The organism is Maribacter sp. MJ134, from assembly GCF_003970695.1.
Lineage (GTDB): Bacteria > Bacteroidota > Bacteroidia > Flavobacteriales > Flavobacteriaceae > Maribacter.
The window spans coordinates 2,876,294-2,902,209 of sequence record NZ_CP034570.1 but is presented as its reverse complement, the minus strand read 5'-3'; the positions used below and the strand labels follow the sequence as shown (position 1 = coordinate 2,902,209).

Here is a 25,916-nt window from a genome sequence, read left to right as displayed (position 1 = left end):
TTATTTCTTTCTCAACAGTAGTTGACATTGTTTGCCAAAAATTGCAGCTATCCCGGCCGCTAAACCACCAACTACGGCTGTAACCAAAATCAAAAGGTACGGGCTACCTTTCAATGGTAATAGTACAGCTATTTTCTTTGAAAGGATAAAACTATTCTCACTTGCCAAAAGGTATGCGTAAATACCCCAGAACAATGAAATGGCAAGGAAAGGTATTAGAAATACGCTAATACCTTTTAGAGGTAATCGGAACGCCGTGATAAACGCGGCCAACATTACCGACCACCACGGTAGGAAAAACGAAAAAGCCAAGGCTAGAACAAGTGTTACAGCAAAATTTATTTTTTTGGAGTTCATTTAGTTTGGTGTTAAGGTTTGCGTAGCAATTACGGCATCGGTCTCTGTATCGTTCTGTAGGTAATGGAGACTATGATATTCGCCTGCCGCCCATACATCTATAAAATCATCATAGAACTTACTACCTGGATTCCCGGATTGCCCACCTGGATAGATGCCCAAAGCTTTTGGAGGCGAACTCATCTCTACGATCATACGCCAAGAAGGTCCGTGCCTTTCGGAAGTTGCATTTACAATATTTCTGCCTCCCCCAATCGGGAGATTGGTTCTGGAGAAAGCGGGTAGACCTTGCAACAGATGCCCTACGCTAGTGCTTTTATAGTTGCGCCAATTGTACTCACCATTTTCTGATTTCCACTCCGTTAGGGATTTTACCGCTTCCTTAAAGCTTAAAAGGAACAGATCTTTCGCATGCTCTGTTTCCGGAGTCGCTACTATATCCATGAACGGATCTTCTCCCATAGTCTTAAGCATATGTATGGTTTGATAGGTAAACGGAGCGTCCAACGCCACGTCTTCCACGCTAAACTCGTCCCAAACCATAGTATAGAGTTTACCCCACCAATTCCTCCAAATACTTGGCCCTAGTGCCTCGGTATCGTTATAAAAATTCCAGTTTTTCAATTGTTCTAAAACAGTTATCTCTTCAGCGTTAAGCATATTGGTATCCATGTTTTCCAAAGCATACGGAATAAGTTCTGCAGCCTTTAGGTTATAATTATTGTTGTGCAGGTCCTTGAAATCTTGAATGGAAAAAGTTTCTTTACTTCGAAAAAATTCATTGATCACCCTATTCCTATAGGTTTCATAACCGTCATTAAAGACATAATAGGGATACGTTTGCTCTACGGGATGCTGGTTGGCAGAACTTACAAATCCTCTTTCCGGGTTTTTGGTATGGGCATTAAAGGGTTGGGGAATAAAGCTTTGCCAATCATTTTCAGGGTTGCTACCGTCCATCAAGAATTTTCCTTGTCCCTTCCATTTGTTCGGAAATTTTCCTTGTATCCAAAGGGCAATATCACCTTGGGTAGAAGCGAATACAAAATTTTGGGCGGGAGCACTATAATGCGTCAATGCCGCAGCATATTCTTCATAATTATGTGCTTTGTTCAAGGCTAAGAAGGTTTTTTGGTTGTTTCCACCAATATGTCCTATCCATTTCATAGCATAGCCTGCACGTCCATTATCTCCTTTGAAATTAATGTCATACGCTACAGGGCCATGATGCGTGTAGCGTACCGAATCCTTAAAAGGTTCCTTACCTTTTATCTTAATTTCTTCTACTCTGATGTTGACCTCTTTCCATGCCTCTCCATACTTGTAATGAGTACGCTTATCGTCTTTAAATTCAATTTTATACCAATCCAATACGTCTCTCGTGGCGTTGGTTTCTCCCCAAGAAATATGATTGTTGAATCCTGAGATAACGCCCAAGGCTCCGGGTAGGGTGGCCCCAAAGGCATTATGTTCTGGTGTACTTAGTTGCATTACGAACCAAATGGACGGTAGATTTAGCCCTAGATGAGGGTCATTGGCCAAAATAGGGTTCCCAGAATAGGATTTTCGACCCGAAACGGCCCAATTGTTACTGCCGTTATCAGGGTGTGGTTTGTCCATAGTACTAGTAATGGTATCCAAGGGCAATTCACTTTCCGGTGTTTTTGTCATAGGCACATCGATGTGACTCCAGTCTGTTTCTTTTGGAATTACAGGGTCGTTGACCTCAAAAAAATCGGGGAACAGCAAATCAAAACGTTCTTTTCCGAATAAACGTAAGGCATTGGTATTTTCTAAATCCGAGTCAAACCCTGATAAATCCTTTGTCATATACATTAACAAAAGGGCTGTTTTTTTAACCGTCCATGGTTCCGGAACATAATCCAATAATTTATATTCAACCGGGAAGTCTTTGGGCTGTAGTTGGTTGATATAGTTGTTTACACCCTCCGCATAAGCCTTTATATAAGCTGCCGTTTCCGGGTCTTCTTTCATCTTTATTATGGCTTGTTCCGCCCCAAAACCCATACCTCTTCTACGTTCTTGCCTATCGTAATCAAGAGCAGCATCGCCAATTATCTCAGATAAACGCCCAGCAGCTGCATAGGTCTGAAATTCCATCTGCCAAAGGCGATGTTTAGCGGTAATGTAGCCTTGCGCTTTATAGAGATCGGTATCGTTTTGTGCAAAAATATGTGGTATCAGTTGTGCGTCGTAATGCACGGTCACTTTCTCCTTTAGACCTTTTATTTCTATGGTCCCCGTAATGGCATCGTCTTTTTCGTTCTGCCATATTCCGGTATACGGATTAAGAAACTTTCCAATCGGTGGTGCCGGGCCAATCTTGGTATTTAGACCGTAAAAAACGGCAGCGGTGAGCATAAGAGAAACTAGAAATTTGAAATATTTCATTTTGGAGAGCGAATTAGTCCCATGAAAATAGGCAATTATTGCGAACTATTTCTTTGTAAAGGTAATACTGAAAATTTTCAGGGAATAGACTCCCCGGTTTGTTTTACACCTAAGTCCTTAACTTATAATTCTAATTTGTTGCGTTAACACGGACAAAAATTGGGATGAAGTGTAGTAGGGCGTACGTTTGTTAGCTACCTAATGTGAAAAACCGACCAGATAGTCTCCAAAAATTAGAATAACGATTGTTGTTTCACCGGACTTTCGTGCTCTAAAAGCCATTTTTTGCGATGCAGACCACCAGCATATCCCGTTAATGAACCATCGCTTCCTATTACCCTATGACAAGGAACTATGATCCATAAGGGATTTTTGCCATTGGCCGCCGCAACGGCTCGTATGGCTTTTACATCACCCAAGGTTTTAGCGAGTTCCAGGTAAGAAACCGTTTTACCGTATGGAATCTCTGCCAAGGCTTTCCAAACACGTTTCTGAAAATCGGTACCGACGGGATTTAACGTTAAATCAAAGTGTTGGCGTTTTCCGTCGAAATATTCTTTAAGCTGATAAGCGGCATCCTCTAAACATGCAGGGATAACGGTTGTTAGGGCTTCTTCGGAATTAAGAACGGAAATGGCTACTAGGCCATTGGTATCGCCTTTTAATTTGGTGACACCTAACGGACTTTGGATAAAGGCTTGTTCCATTAGTTGCGGTTATTCCCCTTTCGGAGTTTCAGGAGTTTGCTCTATAACACCCGCTTGCTTGGCCCTACTTTGCCAATTCTTACGCGCTAAGAGCTGTAAGTCCGCCACATTATCACTTTCGTCCATAATCTCCAGTCCTAAAAGGGTCTCTATAACATCTTCCATGGTTACAAGACCGGCAACAGAACCGTATTCGTCAACGACCAAGGCAATATGCTCTCTTTTGGCGATAAGGATATCGAATAATTTGGGAATAGGGGTACTTCTTCTCGTAACTAGAATATCCCTTCTAATTTCACCAAGGGGCAACTCACCGTTCTTATTGATAATTTCTTCGTAGACATTATCTTTTAGCACAAAACCGGTGATATTATCCATCTTTTCCTGAAACACAGGAATACGAGAATATCTTAACTTAGGATTTTCTTCAAAAAAGGTCTGAATGGATTTCTCTTCCGAGGCAATTTTCATCACGGCCCTTGGGGTCATTACATCCTTCACCAATACCTCGTCAAAACGCAGAAGATTCTTAATAATGGTGGATTCGGATTTTTCAAAGACACCTTCTTCGTGGGCCATATCCGTCATTACCGTAAAATCCTCTCTGCTCAGTACACTACCGTGATGTCCTTTGCCACCTACGAGACGGGTGAATAATTGCAACAGCCAAAGAAGTCCGGTATATTTAAGGCCAAGTACCATAATATTCAACGCTTTGGCGGTAAAGTTAGATAGCTGCCTCCAGTATGTCGCACCAATGGTCTTAGGTATGATTTCGGAAGCCACTAGGATTAAAATGGTCATAATGGTAGAGACCACCCCGACCATAAGGTCCTCCGAAAACTCAATTCCGAATATAGCCCTTTTTTCAGTGCCATATAGCTCTGCATAAGCCACTTTTGCCTGTACACCTACGAGTATGGCTCCTACCGTATGTGCTATGGTATTAAGGGTCAGTATGGCAATAAGAGGCTTGTCCACATCCTTCTTTAGTTCTTCTAAAGTAGTGGCATATGACTTGCCTTCCCTTTTTTTAACATTGATGAAGGTTGGTGTAATACTTAGTAGAACGGCTTCCAATATGGAGCACAGAAAGGAAAAAAAGATTGAAATAACAGCATAGAATACCAGTAGTCCCATAGGTTCATTTTCTGGGACTAAGATACCAATAAAATAGGTATGTGTCTTGCTTAATTTGAGTTAGCGAGTACATTATAGAAGACTTGCTGTATTGCGGGGCGAATATTGAGCTCGTACAATTTTCTGTGATTACGCGAAGGGTACACTCTGTTGGACAAGAAAATATATACCAATTGGTTTGAAGGGTCTGCCCATACGAAAGTACCTGTAAATCCGCTATGTCCAAAACTTTCAGGACTTACCTGAGGTGCGGGATAGGCTTCAGAAAAGGGAAGCGAAGCATTACCTAAGAGTGGCTTGTCAAAACCTAATCCTCTTCTATTTTCATTATCCGGATATTGTTCCTTGGTAAATTCTTTGACGATTTTCTCTGGCAGTATTCTTTCGCCATCATACACTCCATAATCCAAGTACAGTTGCATCATCTTTGCCAGGTCGTTTGCTGTACCAAAAAGTCCGGCATTACCGGAAACACCACCCAGCAGCGCGGCATTTTCATCATGTACCCAGCCCTTGGTCACGGTATGGCGAAAAAGCGTATCTACCTCGGTAGGGACTATCCTATTTGAAAGTCCCTTGGACATGGGTAAAAACCCTAAAGTTTTTGCGCCTATAGGGGCATAGAAATGTTTTGTCACGTAGTCTTCGTAGGAGATACCCGTTAATTGTTGGATCAATTCAGGAAAAATAAGGAATGTCAAACCCGAATAGACATATTTCTTTTCGGAAGATACCTCGGACCTGTTTATGATACGGGACATTTTTCGTTTGAACCTATCCTTAACATAGATTCCATCGTAAGCTTCCTTTTCAAACCGCTTCTTCCGCTCTTTTTTTACAAAGCGATTCTTGGGTTTGCCATTTTTATTTAAAACACGATTCAGAAAAACGATATAAGGCTTTAAACCGGCCTGATGGGCCAAAATTTCCCGAAGCGTGATGTTTTTCTTGTTCTTTACGCCCCGCCACGGTTTCCAATAGGTACTAAAAGGCGCATCTAAATCTAATTTGCCCTCAGCTACCAACTTCATCAACGCTGGTAGCGGACCAAGAATTTTTGTGACCGATGCCAAATCGTAAAGATCATTTAAAGCAACGGGCTGAATACTGTCATAGGTATGAAATCCATAAGCTTTGTGGAAGATGATTTTCCCTTTTTCGGCAACAAGTACTTGTGCTCCTGGGAAAGCTTCATTTTTTATACCGTTCGTTATTATGGAATCGACCTTCGGGTTTACCGAAAGTAAATCTACTTCTGATAAAAGCGATACATCTTGTGTATGCGTTCTTGGCAGTGCAATTTTATCAGGTATGATTTCTTGTGAAAGGACAGCTTCCAATGGAAGCACGCAGCATAATAAAATGAGAAGCTTTCTTTTCATATTGAATTTTTCTTCACCTTAACGGAAGCCTTATTAGAAGAGCGTTACCTTTCTACATCAGCCGAACAGCGTCCTTAGCAAAATAACTGGCTATAATATTGGCCCCAGCACGTTTTATGGCAATGAGTTGTTCCATCATTACGGCATCATGATCTAACCAGCCTTTTTCCGCTGCGGCTTTGACCATGGCGTACTCCCCTGAAACTTGGTATACGGCTACGGGAACCTCTACTTCATTCTTTATTTCCCTAACAATATCCAGATAGCAAAGTCCAGGTTTTACCATAACGATATCCGCACCTTCATCAATATCCTGTTGGGTTTCCGAAATGGCCTCAAACCGGTTGGCGGAATCCATCTGATACGATTTTTTATCCTTGGGAACGTTTTTAATGTCCACCGGTGCAGAATCCAAAGCATCACGAAAAGGACCGTAAAAAGCACTAGCGTATTTTGCACTATAACTCATGATTCCTGTGTTGCTATGCCCTTCGTCTTCCAAAGCTTCCCTGATACTAAGAATGCGACCATCCATCATATCACTGGGAGCTACAAAATCGGCTCCGGCATTGGCATGCGAAACGCTCATCTCTGCCAACACTTCTACAGTTTCATCATTGAGTATTTGTCCATCTGCCACAATACCATCATGCCCGTAAGAAGAATACGGGTCAAGGGCAACATCGGTCATCACCAACATATCCGGACAAACATTCTTCACCGTTTTTATGGCCAATTGCATTAAACCATTATCATTTAACGCTTCTGAACCGGCATTGTCCTTTAAATTATCGGGAACTTTTACAAAAAGGAGGACAGCACAAAGCCCCATGTTCCATAATTCTTTTACTTCTTTTTCCAGGTTATCCAAACTAAGTCTGTAATAATTGGGCATGGAAGCTATTTCTTCTTTAACACCTTTGCCTTCAACAACAAAAAGCGGTACCAAAAAGTCGCTTGGTGTAATAATGGTTTCACGAACCAAATGTCTTATGGCTTCTGAACTTCTAAGTCTTCTATTTCTTATGAGTGGATACACAGTTTATTGTTCTAGGATTGTACAAACTATTTTTAAAAAAAATGAATCTTTCACAAATATAAGGTAAGCCTGTCATTCTATGAGCGGATAGTCTTTTTCTTATAATTTGAATCCTTGCTAAAATAGTTGAGATTGTAACAAATTGAATATCTTCCATACTTATTCCTTAAAATTGTAAACCAACCAAAACATAGCATATGCTCTCTATCTCCAATTTGAATAAAACGTATCCTAACGGAACACAGGCCTTAAACGATGTAAATCTTGAAATTGGAACGGGTATGTTCGGCCTTTTGGGCCCTAATGGCGCCGGAAAATCTACTTTGATGCGTACCATTGCAACCCTACAATTGGCCGATAGCGGAACCATAACCTTTAATGATACGGATGTTTTTGGGGCTCCTGACGAACTTCGCAAGGTTTTGGGGTATTTACCACAGGATTTTGGAGTGTATCCAAAGGTATCTGCCGAAATGATGCTGAACCATATCGCCAAGATTAAGGGGATTCAGCATAAGAACGACCGCAAGGCGTATGTTTCCGATTTATTGAACAAGGTGAACTTATTTAAGTTCCGTAAGCGTAATCTTGGGGATTATTCCGGTGGAATGCGCCAACGTTTTGGAATTGCACAAGCCCTGATCGGCAACCCAAAGTTGATTATTGTAGATGAGCCCACTGCTGGTTTGGACCCTCTAGAGCGTAACCGATTTCATAATTTGCTAAGTGAGCTCGGAGAGGATGCGGTAGTAATTCTATCTACCCATATTGTTGATGATGTAGTTAACCTGTGTACCAATATGGCCGTATTTAACGAGGGCAGAGTGGTGGTCCAAGGACATCCACAGGAATTATCCAACACCTTGAATAATAAGGTGTATCGAAAAAAAATCGCTAAAGAGGAGATAGATTTATACCAGTCGGAATATACAGTACTTTCCACCTATCTCAGAAGCGGAAATCTAAACGTAAATATTTATCATGATACGGATCCCGGTGACGGATTTGAATTGGTGAACAACAATCTGGAAGATTTTTATTTCTATAGTATCAATCAACCTCAAACCGTATAATCATGAAAGAGATTTTCTTGTTTGAGTTGAAATACCGACTCCGAAGACCGGCTACCTACATCTATATTTTTATCATGTTCCTGATGCCGTTTTTATTGGCGGTGTTTGAAAAATCCGTCACGGCACAGTATACCAATAGTCCTGACGCCATAGTAGGTGTTCTTGGGGGAATGAGCATTTTGGCTCTATTCTTTTACGCCGCTATTATGGGTGTTCCGGTATTCAGGGACGAGGAGCATAGGACTGCGGAAACTTATTTTACGTATCCTGTTTCTGAAAAAAACTATATCCTAGGACGGTTTTGGGGAAGCTTTGCCATTGTAACGCTTATGAACTTGGGTGCAGTGGTGGGCGCCATGATAGGTTTTGGGCTCGGTGCTTTTCTAGATAGACCGGATTATGGAACCTATACCGATTTTAATTTCTGGTCCTACTTTTTACCGTTTGTTTATTTATTGACGTTCAACGCCTTTTTTATCGGGAGTTTGTTCTTTAGTCTTATGACCTTCTTTAAACGGATGCCTGTCCTCTATTTGGGAGGTATTGTCCTTTTTCTGGCGACCATTATTTCAGGTGAACTATTGTCCAGTTTAGATACGGAATGGCTTAGTGTTTATGTAGATCCTTTCGGAAACAGGGCATATGGTTATATCACCAAGTATTGGTCCGTTAATGAATTGAACACCACACAACTTTCCTTTTCGGGAAAATTTATGTTGAATCGTTTATTTTGGTTAGGAATAGCCCTAGTGATATTTCTGTTTACGCTTTTCAAATTTTCGTACAAAGGGTTTTTGGCATCCAAAAAGAAAAAATCCGTTAAGGAAGATAAAGCAATTTATGAGCCAAGCGGAATTTCGGCCATTGCCCAGAGTTTCACAAAAAAGGCACAGTGGGGAAATCTATGGTCGCTTAGTAAAATAGAATTTTTATCTATTGTAAAGGAATCTGTCTTTTTGGTATTGATAGTCATAGGTATTCTTATCGCTAGTTTCGTGGCTTATCAATCCAATCAAATCTACGGTACGCCGTCCTTGCCTCTAACACGCTATATGGTGGCGCAAATAGCAGGAGGAATATCGTTGTTTTCTGTAATTATCCTAATTATTTATGCTGGTGAAGCGGTACATAGAACCCGTAAAAACAAAACGTTCGAGTTTTATGATGCGCTGCCGGTGAGTAACAATACCCTATATCTTTCCAAAATTATTTCGCTCGTTGGGGTTGCCGTAGTACTGACCTTATTAGGAATACTAGTTGGTATAATATACCAAACGGTTAATGGTTATTTCAGGTATGAACTAGGTATGTATTTCACCTATAATTTTGCCAAAATATTTCCTGCCTATTTAATGACCTTATTGCTGGCCTTCTTTATCCATGTCTTGGTGAACAATAAATTTTTGGGTCATTTCATCGTTATCGCCATCTATATTGGACTCCCCCTACTTTTAAGTTTGGCCTTTAAAACCAACAACCCCTTGTTGATATTCAGTGATACCACCGGAAGTTTTTTAAGCGATTTAAATGGTTTTGGCCATTACCTATATGGAGAATTTTGGTTGAATCTGTATTGGGTTTTGTTTACTTGTGTTTTTGCTGCAATTGGAAAAATATTCTGGAACAGAGGATTCTTTTCTTCCGCTAAAGAGCGTTTAAAATTGGCCAAGAGTAGGTTTAAGGGTAGCACTGTTGCCTATACCTTGTTCTTTTTGCTGGCTTTTGTCTCCGTAGCCGCATATAGCTATTACAATATAAAGGTATTGAATCAGTTAGAAGATGGTGATTATGGGGAAAGGGTAAATGCCGATGCAGAGAAAGCCTATGGGAAGTACATAGGCAAACCTCACATTCAAGTAATTGATCTAAAGGCCAATATTGATATTTATCCAGAGGAGCGTAAAGCTGATGCTCAAGGAATTTTTAAGATTATAAATCCGTCGGACCAACCCATCGATACGGTATTGATGGAAATTAAGTTCCCTATCGCGGACACTAAAATTAGTAAGGTTGTGTACAATGGTACCGAAATCAAGCCATTTTTAAACGATAGTGTTTATCGTCTTTTTATTTATAAGTTGCCAAAACCCCTACAAGCAAAGGATACGGCAAATTTAGTTATTGAAACCAAGGTACGTACGCATGGATTTTCCAATGATACCGAAACCGCTATTTTAGGAAACGGAACGTTTTTCAGGGATGCCATTTTCCCTACGTTTCACTACGACCGTGCTTTGAGCGATAATGGCGTTCGTAAAAAGTATGGTCTGGAAGAGTTGGATTTTCTATTTCCACCACGGACGGATAGTTTGGCACTTAAAAGGAACCTATTTAACGAGGATGCCGACTATATGAATTTTGAAGCTACCGTTAGTACATCTAGCGATCAAATTGCAATTGCGCCAGGTACGCTTATAAAAAAGTGGAACGAAGGAGACCGAAGTTATTACAATTACAAACTAGAGGACAAGACCGACTATTTCTTCAATTTTGTTAGTGCTAAGTATGAGGTAAAGAAAGACAAATGGACAGCGCCGAGCGGAAAAAAAGTGGATATTGAGATATATCACCACCCGGAGCATAACAAGAACTTGGACTATTTTATAAAGGGAATCAAAATATCATTGGACTATAACTCCAAAAATTATATGGAGTACCCCTATTCGGTCATACGTATTATCGAATTTCCAGCATACTCCAACTTTGCGCAATCATTTGCTACGACCATACCCTATTCCGAGGATTTTGGCTTTGTGGCCGATTTTTCCAAGGCCGAAGATTACAATTATGCATTTCGCGTAACATCGCATGAAGTAGCGCACCAATGGTGGGGTCATATCGTAACACCGAGCAAAACTTCTGGCGCCAATATTATTTCCGAAACCTTGGCCGAGTATGTGTCACTTATGACGATGAAGCAGGAGTATGGAGAGCACGGTATAAAATCCTTTTTAAAGAATTCGCTGGACGAATATTTATCTAGCAGACAATTTAGTTTTAAACCGGAACGCTCGTTAATAGACGTAGAGACCGGTCAGTATATTTGGTACGAGAAAGGCTCCATGATTATGTATGATTTGCAAGACGTTATTGGTGAGGCCACTGTAAATAAAGGACTTCGCAATTTCTTGAACGAGTTTAAATATTTTAAAAAAGGCTATTATGCATCGTCTGAAGATTTGTACAAAGCACTTTATGAAGTAACTCCGGACTCTTTAAAATATAAAGTGGACGACGGATTTAAGGAAATTGTACTCTATGAGAACAGGGTCATGGACGCCAAGACAAAAGCGCTAGATAACAACAAATGGGAAACTACGTTTACCGTAAATTCCAAGAAGATTTATTATGACGATTCCGGAAAGGAAAAGTTGGTAGATGACAAAAAGAATTTGGTAGATATCGGTCTTTTTGGAGAAGATGTGACTAACGAGGACGGTGTCACTATAAAAAACCCGCTTTCGATGGATTTAAAATGGCTTTCTCCGGGCGATAATACATTTACCATAATAACGGACGAAAAGCCTTTAAAGGCAGGTATTGACCCCTACAATAAGCTTATTGACCGCAATTCTGATGACAACTTAAAAGCTATTGAAGAGTAATGGCCTTAGCATAAACCTAGTGGGTGATGTTATATCATCCACTAACTATCAAAGAAAAATGAGCATATAATCAACACCGACTTCATAGAAAATGATAATGGAAAATGGGTTATTGGCGATGATTTATGGGAAGGAATTCCTGATACAGGTATCGTTCATTTGGTTCTATTAAGAGGTAATGTAGACTTATCCGAAATTGATGGAGAATTAAGCAAATTTTTCGCTGAAACGCATGCTATGGTATCAATTATACTTATTCGTGATATGGATTCAGTAATACAATAAACTTAATTACCCTTCCTGATTTTTAAAATTGGGAAGGGTTCTACTATGAAAAAATTATTAATTTTTTTGTTTCTTTTTACTTATGCTTATTCGCTTGACGGGCAAACCAATAATACTAAAGAAGGATTCTATAATATCGGATTTGGTGCCATATTTGGTGGATTTGGTGCGGTTATTAATAAGAAAAAAGACCAAAAGGTATTGGATGTATTCGTTAAAGGCATGGGGCAAGGCGCCTTGGGCGGCTACCTTATATTTGAGAGTAAAAGATTGATCGGGAGGTTTGGCAAAACTCAAAATTACTCCTATGTATGGCCTTCTCGATTAATTAATAGTGCAGGAAATTCAATAATTGAGAATGCTGCCAGTAACCGAAACTTTTGGGAACGTTGGCATTTAAATATTGGTTTTAATAGAATCGAAATACTGACTACTGAGAAGCTTAAATTAAGATATAAGTTTATGCCATTTTCGTTTGGCACATTCGTTAGAAATTATTCCAAGGGTAGGATGGATATCTCTAAAACATTGAAGACAGGTATTTTTGTTTTCAATAGCTCTGAGAATGTTTCTGTGGACGGTTACAGTAATATTCTTTTAGATGGCTCAACATTTGGTAATTCAATAGTTTTATATGGTAATCCCATTTCTGACAAGGAAGATATTTTAGCGCATGAAATAATCCATGTTTATCAAAACGAAAGTTTTGTTGTATTTAATCCCTATCTCGAAAGACCTATCGAAAACTTGATACCAAAAAAGGTGGTTGCTACTAAGTTTTGGTCTCATATTTATTTAGATTTTAACACTATTTATTTTAATGGCGCATATCAAATCGACGCTACATTCAACGATGATTATTTTAAACGCTTTTTTGAACAAGAGGCGTATTTTTACCAAAAAAAATAGATTATGAAAAATATATTCATTTTAATGGTGTCCTTATTCTTATGTTGTTGCGATAGAGAGGGACCCGAACCATCTGATGAAGGAAAAATAATAGGAACCTGGGAAAATGGTTTTGAATCTAGTATAAATCTAGACGGATCTTTTATCGACAGCATAAGGCCTTGTAGGAACATTCCTTTTGTCATATTCCGTTCGGATAGTTCACTTTTCTACCAACTAAGAAAATCGGGTGGTCCACAGCTCTGTTTGCCAGACACTACTTTTGCGGCTAATGGTTCGTGGGAGAGATTGAGAAATGAAAAATATCGTTTCTTTTTAAAGAATAATACCCTAGGTGAACCGGACACTATTATAGAGCCAGTTCGTATTTACTTTACTTCTGAGGCCGATATAATGAAAATTCAATTTGAACCAGTAGTGGATAATGGGATAGATAAACCCTTCTATTTTGAAACTACTTTTTTTAGAAAAAATGAATAGTTGTCACTGTTATTTAACCTTAATCGTCACTTTATTAATCGATTTTTCAATCCTTCTTATATGCAATGTGCCTTGTTATGTGATTAAGAAATAAGGAACATTTTCTTAAAAAGGTTCTATGCCCCATATACCACCCAATTTATTTTATGGATGAACATCGTTACTATAGGCAACATTAATTCTACCAAATCCTATTAACCTACTCTAGTTTTTTTACACGTGAATCTCCCCGACCATATAACAAACTGCCTTGCCCGTGATTTTTACACGGTCGCCAAGATATTCGCAGCTTAATGCTCCTCCACGTTGTGAAAGTTGTTGAGCGTTCATCTTTGTCTTATTCAATGTTGATGACCAATAGGGTATCAGGGATGTATGTGCCGAACCGGTAACGGGATCTTCTGGAATACCGCATTGTGGCGCAAAAAATCGGGATGCAAAATCTACTTCTTTCCCGACCGAGGTAACGATAACCCCACGGCAATCAAGCTGGTTTAAAAGATGAAAGTCGGGTGATATTTTTTCTATGACTTCTTGGGATTCAAAGACCAAAAGGAAGTCCGTCTTTCCTTTAAACGTTTGGAGCGGAACCTTTCCGATGGCGTGGTTGATGTCTTCTTGATTTTTTTCGGCGAACAACTCATCCGTAGGAAAATCTAGCGTCATGCTCCCATCCAAGTTCCTATCAACCAAAAGTTCACCACTTCTTGGAGAAATAAACCGTAGAGTATTTTCTTTGATTCCATAGTAGTTAAATAGCACAAAAGCGGTTGCCAAAGTTGCATGTCCGCATAAATCTACTTCTAGCTCGGGAGTAAACCATCGAAGTTCATAATAATCGACCTTAGAAACGGCGAAGGCGGTTTCCGCTAAATTATTTTCAGCGGCAATGTTCTGCATTACATCATCGGGAAGCCATTCTTGTAAAAGACATACGGCTGCCGGGTTACCACCAAAAACAGTATCGGTAAAAGCGTCTATCTGGTAGATTTTTTGTTTCATATCCGTGAAGCTTTCTTTAAATTATTCACTTTCTTTGGCTTTTGTAATGATCGCCTTTAAACGTTCTTTTCTCAATGCGACTTCTTTTTTAAGTTTATTCTTTTTTTGGGTCATTAATTTGGAATGTTTGGCTTTATTGACCGTATTTTTTGCTTTTCCTTTCTTTCCCATACCATAAGAGTTTTATACCCAATCTTTGGGTTTTTTCAATACTTTTAAAAGCCGTGCTTCTTCACTCCCATCTTCGGGTGTATGATCATAGTGCCATTGTACGTGCGGAGGTAGACTCATCAAAATACTTTCAATTCGGCCATTGGTCTTTAAGCCAAATAGGGTGCCTTTGTCATGTACTAAATTAAACTCCACATACCTGCCCCTTCTAATTTCTTGCCAGTCGCGTTGGGTCTTAGTATAAGCCAGGTCCTTTCTTGTTTCGACTATGGGCACATAACCTTGTAGAAAACTATTGCCGACTTCCGTTACAAAATTATACCAATCGGTCATTGTTGTTTCCGCTGTTGCTTTGCAATAATCAAAGAACAATCCACCTATGCCTCTGGCCTCGTTTCTATGGGTATTCCAGAAATATTCATCGCAACGCTTCTTATACGTTGTGTAGAATTCAGGGTGGTGTTTGTCACAAGCCTCCTTGCAGGTTTTATGAAAATGTACGGCATCTTCGTCGAATAGGTAATATGGTGTGAGATCTTGTCCGCCACCGAACCATTGGTCAACTATATTACCCTCCTTGTCATACATTTCAAAATAGCGCCAGTTGGCATGTACCGTGGGTACCATTGGGTTTTTGGGGTGCAGTACTAAACTTAACCCACAGGCAAAGAAATCGGCATCCGTTACCCCAAAATAGGTCTGCATACTTTTGGGTAACTCCCCATGTACCCCAGAGATATTTACGCCTCCCTTCTCAAATACCTTACCGTTTGCAATTACGCGGGTTCTGCCGCCGCCACCTTCTGGTCGTTTCCAAAGGTCTTCTTTAAAGGTAGCTTCACCATCAATAGCTTCTAATTTGGAAGTAATCGTGTCTTGTAGTTTTTCTATGTAGGCGTAGAATTTATCTTTCATAGTGTAATTCATAAAGTTCCATGTCCAAAGCACTTTCATTAGGTGGCGTAAAGGCCTTTACCAAGGTCTTGCTCCAAATATACCCACACTTTTCCGCAACGCGAATGCTTCCTTTGTTGGATTTATTTACAATTATTTGAAGTGTTTTTAAGCCAAATTCTTTACAAGCGTAGTCAGAAAGCTTTTGAACGCTTTGTGTTGTATATCCTCGTCCTTCATACTGATAACCTATGCAATAGGCCAATTCTGCCCGTTTTTTGTCCCAGTCCACGTCTTTTATATAAACTAGGCCTATTATGGTGCTGTGCTCAGCTTCCTTTAAAACAAAGAGAAATTCCTCTCTTCTATGGAATTGACGTACTTTTTGCTGTACAAAATAGTTGGAGAGGTCCGGGGTGAGGTTCTGTTGAAGCGTTTCTGGGAAAAAGCGACGGAATCTTTCCGAATTTATCGTCATAAGGTCACAGATACGCCAGGCATGTTTTTCATGTATGGCCTCTATAATATAGTCGGATAAATCAAAAATCATAATTAAACGGCAATATCGTCAGTAGGGATGCTTGTATCTCCCGTATGTTGTTTTGCCCAAATGGCTAGACCAAAGGTAAGTACGCCCAATCTACCGATAAACATGGTTATGATGATAGTTATTTTGCCTACCACGGATAAATCCCCAGTGATACCGGTACTTAAACCTACCGTTCCTAGTGCGGATGCCACTTCAAACAAAATTCGTTCAAACTTAAAGTCTTCGGAAAAAGTTAAGATAAAAGTGCCCAAGGCTATAATGGAGGTGTAAAAAATAAAGGAGGAGGTAGCAATATAAAGTCTTTCGTAGGGTATGATTCTACCCAGAAAAGTAATCCGCTTACTGTTCGTTAACCTACTTTTCATGATGGCAAGAACGGCCGTTAGCGTCGTAATTTTCATCCCACCTGCGGTACCGGAGGGTGATGCCCCTATGTACATTAGAAATATGGTGACCAACAGCATAGGGAGCATAAAAGCTCCAAAATCTACGGTGTTAAAACCTACGGTGGTCATTGCGGTCATGCTCTGAAAGAAAGCGGCTAGAAAACGCTCGCTGCCCTCTAAATTACTTATGGCAGGTTCATAGGTATAGAAAAAAATAAACCCAAATGAAAGTAATATCAAAAAGCCGTAAGAAACTATTTTGGTTGTAAAGCTAAGGTTATGCTTTTTCTTGCGGAGTAAGAGTACAAAGTCGGTAACAACGATGAACCCTAAAGAACCGGCAATGGCCAAAATGGAAATGGTCGTATTAATTAGAACATTCCCTGAATAATCGGCAAAACCAGAATTGAAAAGGCTAAAACCTGCCGTACAGAAGGCACTGATGCTATGAAAAATAGCTGACCATAATGCCTCTAAAACGGGCATTCCCTCCCTGCTGAACGCGATATAGAACAATATGGCTCCTAACACCTCCATGACTAAGGTAAAAACAACGACCGATTTCAAAAAATCACTTATCTTAATCGTAACGGGTAGCGTAAATTCTGTTTTAAGTAGTGTTTGATGCCAATGGGTAATTTTTTTGGTCGTGGACAAAATCATAAAGGTGGTAAACGTAAGGTAACCGATACCGCCAAGCTGAAACAATACCACTACAACCAGTTGTCCAAAGAAGTTATAGGAATCGAATACGGAGACTGTGACGAGACCTGTCGTAGAGACGGCTGAGGTTGCAATGAATAAATTATCCAATAAGGATACACTGGTTTTTTGCAACCAAGGAAGGGAGAGCAGAACCGCTCCTATGAGTACATAGCTTAAAAACCCATAAAAAAGGTTTTGTTGAGGGGTTAAGCCTAGTTTAAAACGAAGGTATTTCCCCGACAAGGTTTTAAGTAAACTCATAGGATTGCTTAGCTCATGGTTTATATTCTTTTACGGCATCTATGAACGCTTTTGCATTTTCTACCGGAACGTTAGGTAGAATACCATGACCAAGATTTACAATATATTGGTCTTTTCCAAATTCATTGATCATTTGCGTTACCATTTTCTTTATTTGCGCAGGGGGCGATAACAACCTTGCGGGGTCAAAATTGCCTTGTAGTGTAATCTTGCCGCCAGAAAGATATCTGGCATTTCTAGCGGAACAGGTCCAATCTACACCAAGTGCAGATGCACCAGATTTGGCCATTTCGCCTAAAGCGAACCAACAGCCTTTTCCGAATACGATGACCGGTGCTTCATCTTTTAAGGCATCAATTATTTGTTGTATGTATTGCCAAGAAAACTCTTGATAATCAACAGGAGAAAGCATACCGCCCCAAGAATCGAATACTTGTACGGCATTAACACCTGCCTTTACCTTCGCCTTTAAATAGGCAATAGTAGTATCCGTTATTTTTTGCAATAGTTCATGAGCCACTACGGGTTGCGTAAAACATAGTTCTTTGGCTTTGTCAAAAGTCTTACTTCCTTGCCCTTGAACGCAGTAACAGAGTATGGTCCACGGAGAACCTGCAAAACCAATTAAAGGTACTTCATCGTTTAATTTTTCCTTGGTCGCCTTTATGGCTTGCATTACATAATCCAATGTTTCATTAACATTTGGCACAATGACGCTATCTAGGTCCTTTTGTGAACGGATGGGATTTGGCAGATAAGGCCCAAAATTTGGCTTCATTTCTACTTCAATATTCATGGCCTGTGGAATCACAAGAATGTCACTGAAGAGTATTGCCGCGTCCATGCCGTATCTCCGAATGGGTTGTACAGTGATTTCCGAGGCTAATTCCGGGGTCTGGCAACGGGTAAAGAAATCATATTTATGCTTAATTTCCATGAACTCGGGCAGATACCTGCCTGCTTGGCGCATCATCCAAACTGGTGGTCTTTCAACGGTTTCGCCTTTCAAGGCTTTTAGGAACATGTCGTTTTTTATCATAATCGGCTCTTAGCTATTAGATTTTAGCTATTTTTTATTTTTTGAATTAGACTATTTATCATTTTTGCTTCTTTTTCGATAAGACTAAAAGTAACATCTAACGCAATAGGATTGATTAATTTAAGTTCGTTTGCTATTATAAGCTGTGTTTCTAGTTCGAAAAGAGACCCCATTGCAATTTCTAAAAAACGCTTGAATTCAATTTGACTATTTCTACTGCATCCTTCAGCCACATTTGAAGGTATAGAAATTGCTGCTCTCGTAATTTGACTTCTCAGTCCAAATTTTTCATTAGCGGGTAACTGTTCAGCTATTTCATATATTTTTTGAACGAGCGTTATCCCGTTTTTCCAAATATCAAGCTTTTTAAAATCTCTCATTTTATAAATTCACCGCTACAACGTAATTCTAATAACAGGGCTAATAGCAAAAGGCAAAAGGCAAATATTATTTAAAATCATCATTCACTAGATCAATAACACTTTCCACATCCGGTATTTTAGAGACCTTAACATCCTTAAAATGTTTGCGTGCTTCAGCAGCGGTGGTCTCACCGATACAGTAGGCTGTCTTATTTGGTTCATTATTGATTAAATAACTTTCAATGGTAGAAGGGCTATAGAACAAAACACCTTCCACTGCTTCATCAATCTTCTTTCCAGCTAATTTTGTTCGGTAAGCCTCAATGGTATGAACGGTAATGGTATTCTCCTCTAAAATTTTTGGTATTATATCCAGGCTAAGGTTTCCATGAAAGTACGTTACTTCGGTGCCCTCGATATACTCTACCAAATAGTTTGCTAAATCTGTAGCATTTTTTTCAAAATGGGTAACCTTGCCTATTTTCTTCTGAATGAGACGTCTGGTTTTTCTACCAACACAGTAGATGTTTTCAAATTTTAGCTCTTCTGGACTTATGTTGGTCAGCAAGCTCTCCACTGCATTTTTACTGGTAAATACCACATTTTTCATTTCCTTCCTAAGCTGTATCGGAGAAATCCTATTGGGGCTTATCTTTATAAAATCCTCTGAATCTACCCTTACTGAAGACGAGAAGCGTTGTTGCTGTTCTTCGGTGAATTTTTTAGTAGAGAACACGTGTGGTTGTAGATTGCCATTCTGCAGCTCGTTCATGAGGCGTTTGCCTCCCCGGCTAAGAATACTTTTGGCGCAATCAATTCCCAGATTTTCATGCTTTCCAAGCGGTGCTTCCAAAGAAGCTTCCAATTTTTTAGAACCGTCAACGGTTAAAAGAATACCTTTTAAATGAACAATATTCTCTTTGTTTATATAGGCTAATGCCCCTATGGGTGCAGAACAACCACCTTCAAGCTCTCTTAGGAATTCCCTTTCTAGTTGGGTGCAGATGTCCGTTTCCTCATGATTAAGTTGTGCACAGATTTGGCGTATTTCATCATCATGTTCCATGGCAACCACCATAATCGCTCCTTGTGCAGGTGCGGGTAGCATCCATGTAAGACCTAAGGTATTTTTGGGTTCTAAACCTATGCGTTCTAATCCGGCAGCTGCAAAAATGGCTCCGTTCCAATCGCTATTGTTCAGTTTTTCCAAACGGCTGTTTACATTACCCCTTAAATCAACCACAGTATGGGTGGGGTATCTGTTCAACCATTGCGCTTTTCTTCTTAAACTACCTGTGGCGATAACTCCTTCGCGTTGTCCAAGGAACTCTTCATTGTCATTATATGCCAGAATATCCAGATAATTTGCACGCTTTAATACCGCCGCTTGCACAATGCCTTTGGGTAGCGCGGTGGGTACATCCTTCATGGAATGCACAGCGATATCCACATCGCCATTGAGCATAGCAACATCTAAGGTTTTGGTAAATATGCCCGTAATCCCAAGTTCGTAAAGAGGTTTGTCCAAGATGAGATCTCCAGTGGACTTTACTTTTACGATCTGTGCTTTATGGCCCATAGATGTCAAGGCATCTTTTACCGTATTGGCCTGCCACAGTGCTAATTCACTATCGCGGGTTCCTATGCGTATGGTTTTGCTCATTTCTTGTCCAGTTCTAATTGAAATACTTTTTGGATAAGTTCTAGACTGGAATCAGAATCTACCTTATCGTCTTTGAGGTGATTCGCAAATTGTTTGGTTATCTTTTGAATAATGCGGTCAGAGATAATATCCGCATGTTCCGTATCAAAATCGGATTTCTTTTTGGACTGATAGTCCAGTTCCTCGTCCTTCATAGTTTTCAACTTCATTTTCAAGGCTTTTATAACTGGAGCGAACTTACGGGTCTCCAACCACTGTATAAAGTCTGCCATGACATCCTCTATGATTACCTCCGCAGCAGGTATAAATTCTTTTCTTCGTTCCAACGTTTCATCGGTCATCTGGGAGAGATGGTCCAAATGAATCAGGGTTACGTTTTCCAAATCGGATACATTTTCATCTACATTTTTTGGAACGGATAAATCCAATACCAGAAGCGGCTTCTTTGTATAGATTAATTCCTTGGAAACGGTAGGTTTTAGTGCGCCTGTGGCTACTACCAAAACATCGGCTTTACGGATTTCGGTCTGTAAATCCCCATAATCTTTAACGGAAAGGTTAAATTTTCCGGCAATTTTTTCAGCTTTACCCTTTGTTCTGTTGATAAGGGTGATATGCGGATTTTTAGTGTGTTTGATTAGATTTTCACAAGTATTTCTACCAATCTTACCTGTACCAAAGAGTAGAATATTCTTTGCGGCAATATCGGTGACATTCTTTAAAATATATTGTACCGATGCAAAAGCCACGGATGTGGCTCCTGAAGAAATTTCGGTTTCATTCTTTATACGCTTGCTCGCCTGTATTACGGCATTACATAGCCGTTCTATAAAAGGGTTCGCAATACCAATTTTTTTAGAACGATTAAAGCTTTGTTTTAATTGACTGATGATTTCAAAATCACCTAGTATTTGACTGTCCAAACCTGTACCTACGCGGAACAAATGGCCAATGGCCTCGTTATTTTTGTAAACATAGGCTACTTCCTGAAATTCTTCTACGGTTCCGTTGGAATGCTCACAAAGTAATTTTATAAGTTGAAAGGGGTGCTGTGCAAAGCCGTGAAGCTCGGTTCTATTACAGGTAGAAGTTGCCAAAAGTCCGTCTACCCCTTGTTCTTGTGCTTTAAGTAAAAGATTGTTCATGGAAGTCTCGTCCAAACTGAATTTACCCCGCACTACGGCATCGGCCTTTTTGTAGTTAAGTCCTATGGTGTAAAAGGAATTGTGTTTGGAAATATGATAATCTTTCATAAAGCGAAACAAAAATAGAATCCCTTCACGGATAAAAGTAACGCTAGAGGAACAATTAACATCGATAAAAGTGTTTTTCTGAGTAAATTGATGTAAATCCGCTTAAATGCCTTAATTTTAGTATGATTTTAAGCATCATCGGTGAATTATTTAGACTCTATCTAAATAACTTAGAAGTAAAATTTATTTAAAATGAAATTAGAAAATGTCGCTACAGGTTCTTTCGAGGAAATATTAATCGATGACGGTTTCTATGTACTCAAAATACAGAATGAAGGGGTTGAGCCTCAGCAGGTAACAAGAGAGATCAATAAAAGATATATACAGTTCCATTTCTGTTTAAAAGGGGGTGGAAAATTTGTCTTTAACCAAGGAAACTATGCCCTGGAAGTTTCTGAGGAAAATTCATTATTGTTGTATAATACGCAGGTAGACTTACCATTGGACCTGTCCTTAGCTCCTGGTTCATGGATGGTTTCCGTGGTAATGACCATACGTAAGTTTCATTCCTTATTCTCTGATGAAGCCAGTTATATCCCCTTTCTCAATACTGAAAGTAGCGAAAAGAAATACTACGCCCAAGAGGCGGTCTCGCCGGCCATAGCGGTAGTGCTCAGTCAAATGATAAACTATAATTTGCACCCTACCATCAAGAAGCTATATATCAAGGGAAAGGTCTACGAATTAATTTCCCTTTATTTTAATAAAAGCACGGATGCTGATGTAGAACAATGCCCTTTTCTTGTAGACGAGGATAACGTAAAACGCATTAGAAGGGCTAAGGAGCTGATTATTGCGAATATGGCCGAACCTCCTTCTTTGCCTGAACTTTCCAAGGAAATAGGACTAAGCCTTAAACGTTTGAAAGAGGGGTTTAAGCAGATTTACGGAGATTCGGTCTACAGCTTTCTTTTTGATTACAAAATGGAGTACGCTAGAAGGCTTCTGGAATCTGGACAGTACAATGTCAACGAAATAGGTTTAAAAATAGGGTACAGTACTTCTAGCCATTTTATAGCAGCATTTAAAAAGAAGTATGGTACTACACCTAAGAAGTATGTAATGGCCTTGCCCAACGTTTAAATCGTAAAATACCGTTCGTTATCTGTTAGGAAGAAACCCTAGCCACCATGATGCCGGTATTGCCTTTTATTTTCTTGAGATAGTCTATCAGGGGTAGTTTAGATACTACTACTTTACCCACGGTAGAGGCATGTAATAAATGGATACGACCGTCCTTTTCCCGAGTTGCAATTCCGGTGTGTGTAATATCTAGGCCTTTAATAGAAGTTGTTAGGGCTATGATATCTCCGGATTTCACGAGGTGTTCGTTAGCCAAAATATCTTCTTGTGATAGGACACAAATTACCTGTTCGTTCAGATACTTCTCCGAAGCCTTAATTTTTTCAAAATTGGCATCATCGCTCAAAAAGGGATATAAATCGCGATGGGTGCTCATAAAATTTATAGGCTTGGTAATTTCCTTGCCACCTATTTCATTGGTAATATCTTTCAATAAACCCTTAGACTCATTATTGGCTATCCACTCCGAAAAATAGTGCAATCTAGAAGCATAACCATCTAACTCGCCATCTTTATACCGAATGGTTTCTAATGTCTGAGTGAAATCATCAAAACTGGACTGCCCGTTCTTTAAAAGCACACTAAAAGCAAGCACGTTTTCAACAAAGGTGGTGCAGTCCAATCCATGAAGGTTTACCACCAGTGATTCTGTCTTACCAATTTCTAGGGTTTTTGCAACATATGGGGTGCCTAAAAAAGTCTTTCCAACAGCAACCATGGTTTTGCCCAAATCCTTTTCAAGAAGACCATCTACATGTATCAATTTATCTTTTACTGCCTGTTTGTCTTTCGGGGTGCAGGTGATTTGTTGGGAAAATACCGCAGTCGTTAGAATGAAAAATGTAAATAGCAAAAAAGATTTCATGGGAATAAAAGTACGTATTTATTGTTCTTTTGTATTAACGTCCTTCAACAACACCCTGTTGTGAGCAATACTATCCGGATAGTTTTCTTGTAAAAAAGTAATCAGTCTTTCCCGTACCAGCACTCTTAAATCCCACGCGTCTGATGCATTCCGAGCACTGACCATGGCCCTGACCTCCACATAGGTCGCTTTGCTATCGGTTATTTGAATATTACTTGCTTCACCGTCCCATAAGTCCGTGCTTTCTAAAATGGTATCGAGTTCTTTTCTGAGCGCATCGAACGGAACCCTATAATCCATATGAAGGAACACGGTTCCTAAAATGTCCGAAGACGATTTGGTCCAGTTCTGGAAGGGTTTCTCAATAAAATAGGGAGTTGGGACTATCAGCCTACGTTTATCCCATATTTTAACGACCACATAGGTCAGGGTAATTTCCTCTATACGTCCCCATTCACCCTCAACAATGACAACATCATCTATTTTTATGGGCTGCGCAACGGCTATTTGAATACCCGCAAGAATGGTCCCTATTAATTTCTGAGCGGAGAACCCTATGATTATACCGGCAACCCCTGCAGAGGCAAAGATACTGACCCCGATTTCACGAATTTCTTCAAAACTCATTAGCGCTAGGCCTATAGCTAATATTACTACTATAAATATGATAATCCGTTCCAGAATATTAAACTGCGTGTATATTTTTCTGGCTTTCAGGTTATCGGAAGAACTAACGTCGTAGTTATGTATGATAAGTTTTTTTATCACCTTTAAAACTCCTATTACCAACCACGTTGCGGCGAAGATGAAAAGCAAGGTACTTGCTTTTCGAAAAAGGTATCCTTCATTCTCTAGTCCTAGCAATTGCCTAAAAGAGGCCATTCTAATAACGATGGAAACAAAGATTAGGAAAATAGGAAAAGCTACCCGCTTCATAACGCCTTCGGGCAGTAAGTACTTGGGGTCCCTACCCAGTTTTCGCAAAACAAAAAGTACCGTCCAATAGAGTATAAGAAAACTACCAAAGGTTAAACTCAGATATAAAATAGCCTCCTTGGGCATATCCTTAAAAACAGTGTCCATAGGTTTTAGGTTTGTAGCGAAATCATGAATTAGTTGTCGTCAAAGTTATCATTAAGCTGCGATTGAAACAACTTATATCACCATTGATAAAGTATTGCTCATCCGTTAGGGTAATATTGATGTCAACTCGTATTTTTGTTTTAAAACACAAAGCAGCATGAAAGGAGTTTTACTAGTTAATTTGGGTTCCCCTGATAATCCTACCGCAGAGGATGTGAAACCTTATTTGGATGAGTTTCTCATGGATGAGCGTGTAATAGATGCTCCAAAATGGTTAAGAACGCTATTGGTCAGAGGGATAATACTTCAAACTAGGCCCAAGAAATCTGCTAAGGCTTATGCAAAGATTTGGTGGGATGAAGGCTCTCCTTTAATTGTGCTCTCCGAACGGTTTACAAAAAAATTACGTGAGCACACCAAAATGCCCGTTGCGCTAGGGATGCGTTACGGTACCATGACCATAAAAAATGCATTGCAAGAGTTGAAGGAAAAAGGCGTGGACGATGTGTTGCTAGTTCCCCTATACCCGCATTACGCCATGTCTTCCTATGAGACAGTAGTAGTGAAGGTGTTGGAAGATCAGCAAAAACTTTTTCCTGAAATGAAGGTCACCACAATGCCAGCCTTCTATAAGAATCCGGATTACATTAAAGCCTTGTCCGAAAATATTAAAGAGGGATTAAAAGACTTTGAATACGATCATATTCTGTTTTCCTACCACGGCATACCAGAACGCCATATCAGAAAAAGCGACCCTACCCGTTTTCACTGTAAAATAGATGGTAGTTGCTGTAATATAAACTCTGTGGCCCATAATACCTGTTACCGTCATCAAGTATATGACACTACGGAAAGTGTAAAAGCTTATTTAGGCCTGGCGAACGAGCAGGTAAGTACTTCTTTTCAATCCAGATTGGCGGGGGACCCTTGGTTAAAACCCTACACGGATTATGAGTTTGAACGTTTGGCCAAAGAAGGCAAAAAACGTCTGGCCGTTATTACACCTGCCTTTGTGAGCGACTGTCTAGAAACCTTGGAGGAAATTGCGATGGAAGGGAAGGAACAGTTTGAAGAGGCGGGAGGCGAACATTACAAACATATTGCCTGCCTAAACGATAGCGATGCTTGGGTGCAGGTTATGGCAAATTGGGTAAATTCTTGGGAAGAAAAAGAGCTTTTGCCGGTTTAGGTCGTTTACGCTGTTTACGGT

The 25,916-nt window shown here is 39.8% G+C and carries 23 protein-coding genes; 6 read left to right on the top strand and 17 right to left on the bottom strand.

What is annotated here, in order from left to right; all coding sequences use genetic code 11:
- The 6 genes from EJ994_RS12505 to hemB form a co-directional block, all read right to left on the bottom strand.
- Nucleotides 1-357 (bottom strand): hypothetical protein, encoded by a 357-nt coding sequence (locus EJ994_RS12505; RefSeq protein ID WP_126592805.1) that lies wholly within the window; start codon nt 355-357, stop codon nt 1-3.
- A complete protein-coding gene (locus EJ994_RS12500) occupies nt 358-2,769 on the bottom strand; it encodes a penicillin acylase family protein (RefSeq protein WP_126592804.1) in 2,412 nt (803 codons plus the stop codon).
- A 233-nt stretch (nt 2,770-3,002) separates the two neighbouring features.
- The gene (locus tag EJ994_RS12495) at nt 3,003-3,476 is read right to left on the bottom strand and encodes a methylated-DNA--[protein]-cysteine S-methyltransferase (protein ID WP_126592803.1); all 474 of its coding nucleotides are present in this window, start codon (nt 3,474-3,476) and stop codon (nt 3,003-3,005) included.
- A gap of 9 nt (nt 3,477-3,485) precedes the next feature.
- A complete protein-coding gene (locus EJ994_RS12490) occupies nt 3,486-4,616 on the bottom strand; it encodes a CNNM domain-containing protein (protein WP_126592802.1) in 1,131 nt (376 codons plus the stop codon).
- 50 nt (nt 4,617-4,666) lie between these two features.
- On the bottom strand, nt 4,667-5,998 hold the full coding sequence (locus tag EJ994_RS12485; protein WP_126592801.1) for a serine hydrolase domain-containing protein: 1,332 nt from the start codon (nt 5,996-5,998) through the stop codon (nt 4,667-4,669).
- Nucleotides 5,999-6,050: 52 nt separating this feature from the next.
- Nucleotides 6,051-7,037 (bottom strand): porphobilinogen synthase, encoded by a 987-nt coding sequence (gene hemB, locus EJ994_RS12480; protein ID WP_126592800.1) that lies wholly within the window; start codon nt 7,035-7,037, stop codon nt 6,051-6,053.
- A 197-nt stretch (nt 7,038-7,234) separates the two neighbouring features.
- On the opposite strand from hemB, the gene EJ994_RS12475 reads away from it, so the two are divergent.
- The 4 genes from EJ994_RS12475 to EJ994_RS12460 all read left to right on the top strand — a co-directional run bounded on the left by EJ994_RS12475 (nt 7,235) and on the right by EJ994_RS12460 (nt 13,389).
- A complete protein-coding gene (locus EJ994_RS12475; RefSeq protein ID WP_126592799.1) occupies nt 7,235-8,110 on the top strand; it encodes an ABC transporter ATP-binding protein in 876 nt (291 codons plus the stop codon).
- A gap of 2 nt (nt 8,111-8,112) precedes the next feature.
- Complete coding sequence (locus EJ994_RS12470) at nt 8,113-11,715, top strand: ABC transporter permease/M1 family aminopeptidase (RefSeq protein ID WP_126592798.1); 3,603 nt, start codon at nt 8,113-8,115, stop codon at nt 11,713-11,715.
- Between the two features lie 330 nt (nt 11,716-12,045).
- Nucleotides 12,046-12,909 carry a hypothetical protein gene (locus EJ994_RS12465; RefSeq protein WP_126592797.1) on the top strand — a complete coding sequence of 288 codons (864 nt, stop codon included), beginning with the start codon at nt 12,046-12,048 and terminating at the stop codon, nt 12,907-12,909.
- 3 nt (nt 12,910-12,912) lie between these two features.
- Nucleotides 12,913-13,389, top strand: a complete 477-nt coding sequence (locus EJ994_RS12460) for a hypothetical protein (RefSeq protein WP_126592796.1) — start codon at nt 12,913-12,915, stop codon at nt 13,387-13,389.
- A gap of 213 nt (nt 13,390-13,602) precedes the next feature.
- Here EJ994_RS12460 and EJ994_RS12455 read toward each other — a convergent pair whose 3' ends face one another.
- From EJ994_RS12455 to hemA, 9 genes are all read right to left on the bottom strand, one after another.
- Complete coding sequence (locus tag EJ994_RS12455; protein WP_126592795.1) at nt 13,603-14,391, bottom strand: PhzF family phenazine biosynthesis protein; 789 nt, start codon at nt 14,389-14,391, stop codon at nt 13,603-13,605.
- Nucleotides 14,392-14,412: 21 nt separating this feature from the next.
- On the bottom strand, nt 14,413-14,562 hold the full coding sequence (locus EJ994_RS17445; RefSeq protein WP_164721461.1) for a hypothetical protein: 150 nt from the start codon (nt 14,560-14,562) through the stop codon (nt 14,413-14,415).
- Nucleotides 14,563-14,574: 12 nt separating this feature from the next.
- The gene (gene hemF / locus EJ994_RS12450) at nt 14,575-15,477 is read right to left on the bottom strand and encodes an oxygen-dependent coproporphyrinogen oxidase (protein ID WP_126592794.1); all 903 of its coding nucleotides are present in this window, start codon (nt 15,475-15,477) and stop codon (nt 14,575-14,577) included.
- The gene (locus EJ994_RS12445) at nt 15,467-16,006 is read right to left on the bottom strand and encodes a GNAT family N-acetyltransferase (RefSeq protein ID WP_126592793.1); all 540 of its coding nucleotides are present in this window, start codon (nt 16,004-16,006) and stop codon (nt 15,467-15,469) included. The genes hemF and EJ994_RS12445 overlap by 11 nt, the downstream gene beginning before the upstream one ends.
- 2 nt (nt 16,007-16,008) lie before the next feature.
- Nucleotides 16,009-17,358, bottom strand: a complete 1,350-nt coding sequence (locus tag EJ994_RS12440) for a TrkH family potassium uptake protein (RefSeq protein ID WP_126592792.1) — start codon at nt 17,356-17,358, stop codon at nt 16,009-16,011.
- Between the two features lie 13 nt (nt 17,359-17,371).
- Nucleotides 17,372-18,397, bottom strand: a complete 1,026-nt coding sequence (hemE, locus tag EJ994_RS12435; RefSeq protein WP_126592791.1) for a uroporphyrinogen decarboxylase — start codon at nt 18,395-18,397, stop codon at nt 17,372-17,374.
- 23 nt (nt 18,398-18,420) lie between these two features.
- Complete coding sequence (locus EJ994_RS12430) at nt 18,421-18,777, bottom strand: four helix bundle protein (protein WP_126592790.1); 357 nt, start codon at nt 18,775-18,777, stop codon at nt 18,421-18,423.
- A gap of 67 nt (nt 18,778-18,844) precedes the next feature.
- Nucleotides 18,845-20,422: a hydroxymethylbilane synthase gene (hemC, locus tag EJ994_RS12425; protein WP_126592789.1), complete on the bottom strand. Its 1,578-nt coding sequence runs from the start codon at nt 20,420-20,422 to the stop codon at nt 18,845-18,847.
- Complete coding sequence (hemA, locus tag EJ994_RS12420; protein ID WP_126592788.1) at nt 20,419-21,675, bottom strand: glutamyl-tRNA reductase; 1,257 nt, start codon at nt 21,673-21,675, stop codon at nt 20,419-20,421. Before hemA ends, hemC begins: the two co-directional genes overlap by 4 nt.
- A gap of 192 nt (nt 21,676-21,867) precedes the next feature.
- Here hemA and EJ994_RS12415 point away from each other — a divergent pair, with 192 nt between their 5' ends.
- Nucleotides 21,868-22,758, top strand: a complete 891-nt coding sequence (locus EJ994_RS12415) for a helix-turn-helix domain-containing protein (protein ID WP_126592787.1) — start codon at nt 21,868-21,870, stop codon at nt 22,756-22,758.
- Nucleotides 22,759-22,783: 25 nt separating this feature from the next.
- Here the strand turns inward: EJ994_RS12415 and EJ994_RS12410 are convergent, their stop codons facing one another.
- Together EJ994_RS12410 and EJ994_RS12405 are read right to left on the bottom strand one after the other, a co-directional pair.
- Entirely contained in the window at nt 22,784-23,623 is an 840-nt protein-coding gene (locus tag EJ994_RS12410) for an N-acetylmuramoyl-L-alanine amidase-like domain-containing protein (RefSeq protein ID WP_126592786.1), read from the bottom strand.
- A gap of 18 nt (nt 23,624-23,641) precedes the next feature.
- The gene (locus tag EJ994_RS12405) at nt 23,642-24,706 is read right to left on the bottom strand and encodes a mechanosensitive ion channel family protein (protein ID WP_126592785.1); all 1,065 of its coding nucleotides are present in this window, start codon (nt 24,704-24,706) and stop codon (nt 23,642-23,644) included.
- A 157-nt stretch (nt 24,707-24,863) separates the two neighbouring features.
- Between EJ994_RS12405 and hemH the strand changes: the two genes are divergently transcribed.
- Entirely contained in the window at nt 24,864-25,895 is a 1,032-nt protein-coding gene (hemH, locus tag EJ994_RS12400) for a ferrochelatase (protein ID WP_126592784.1), read from the top strand.
- The last annotated feature ends 21 nt before the right edge of the window (nt 25,896-25,916 follow it).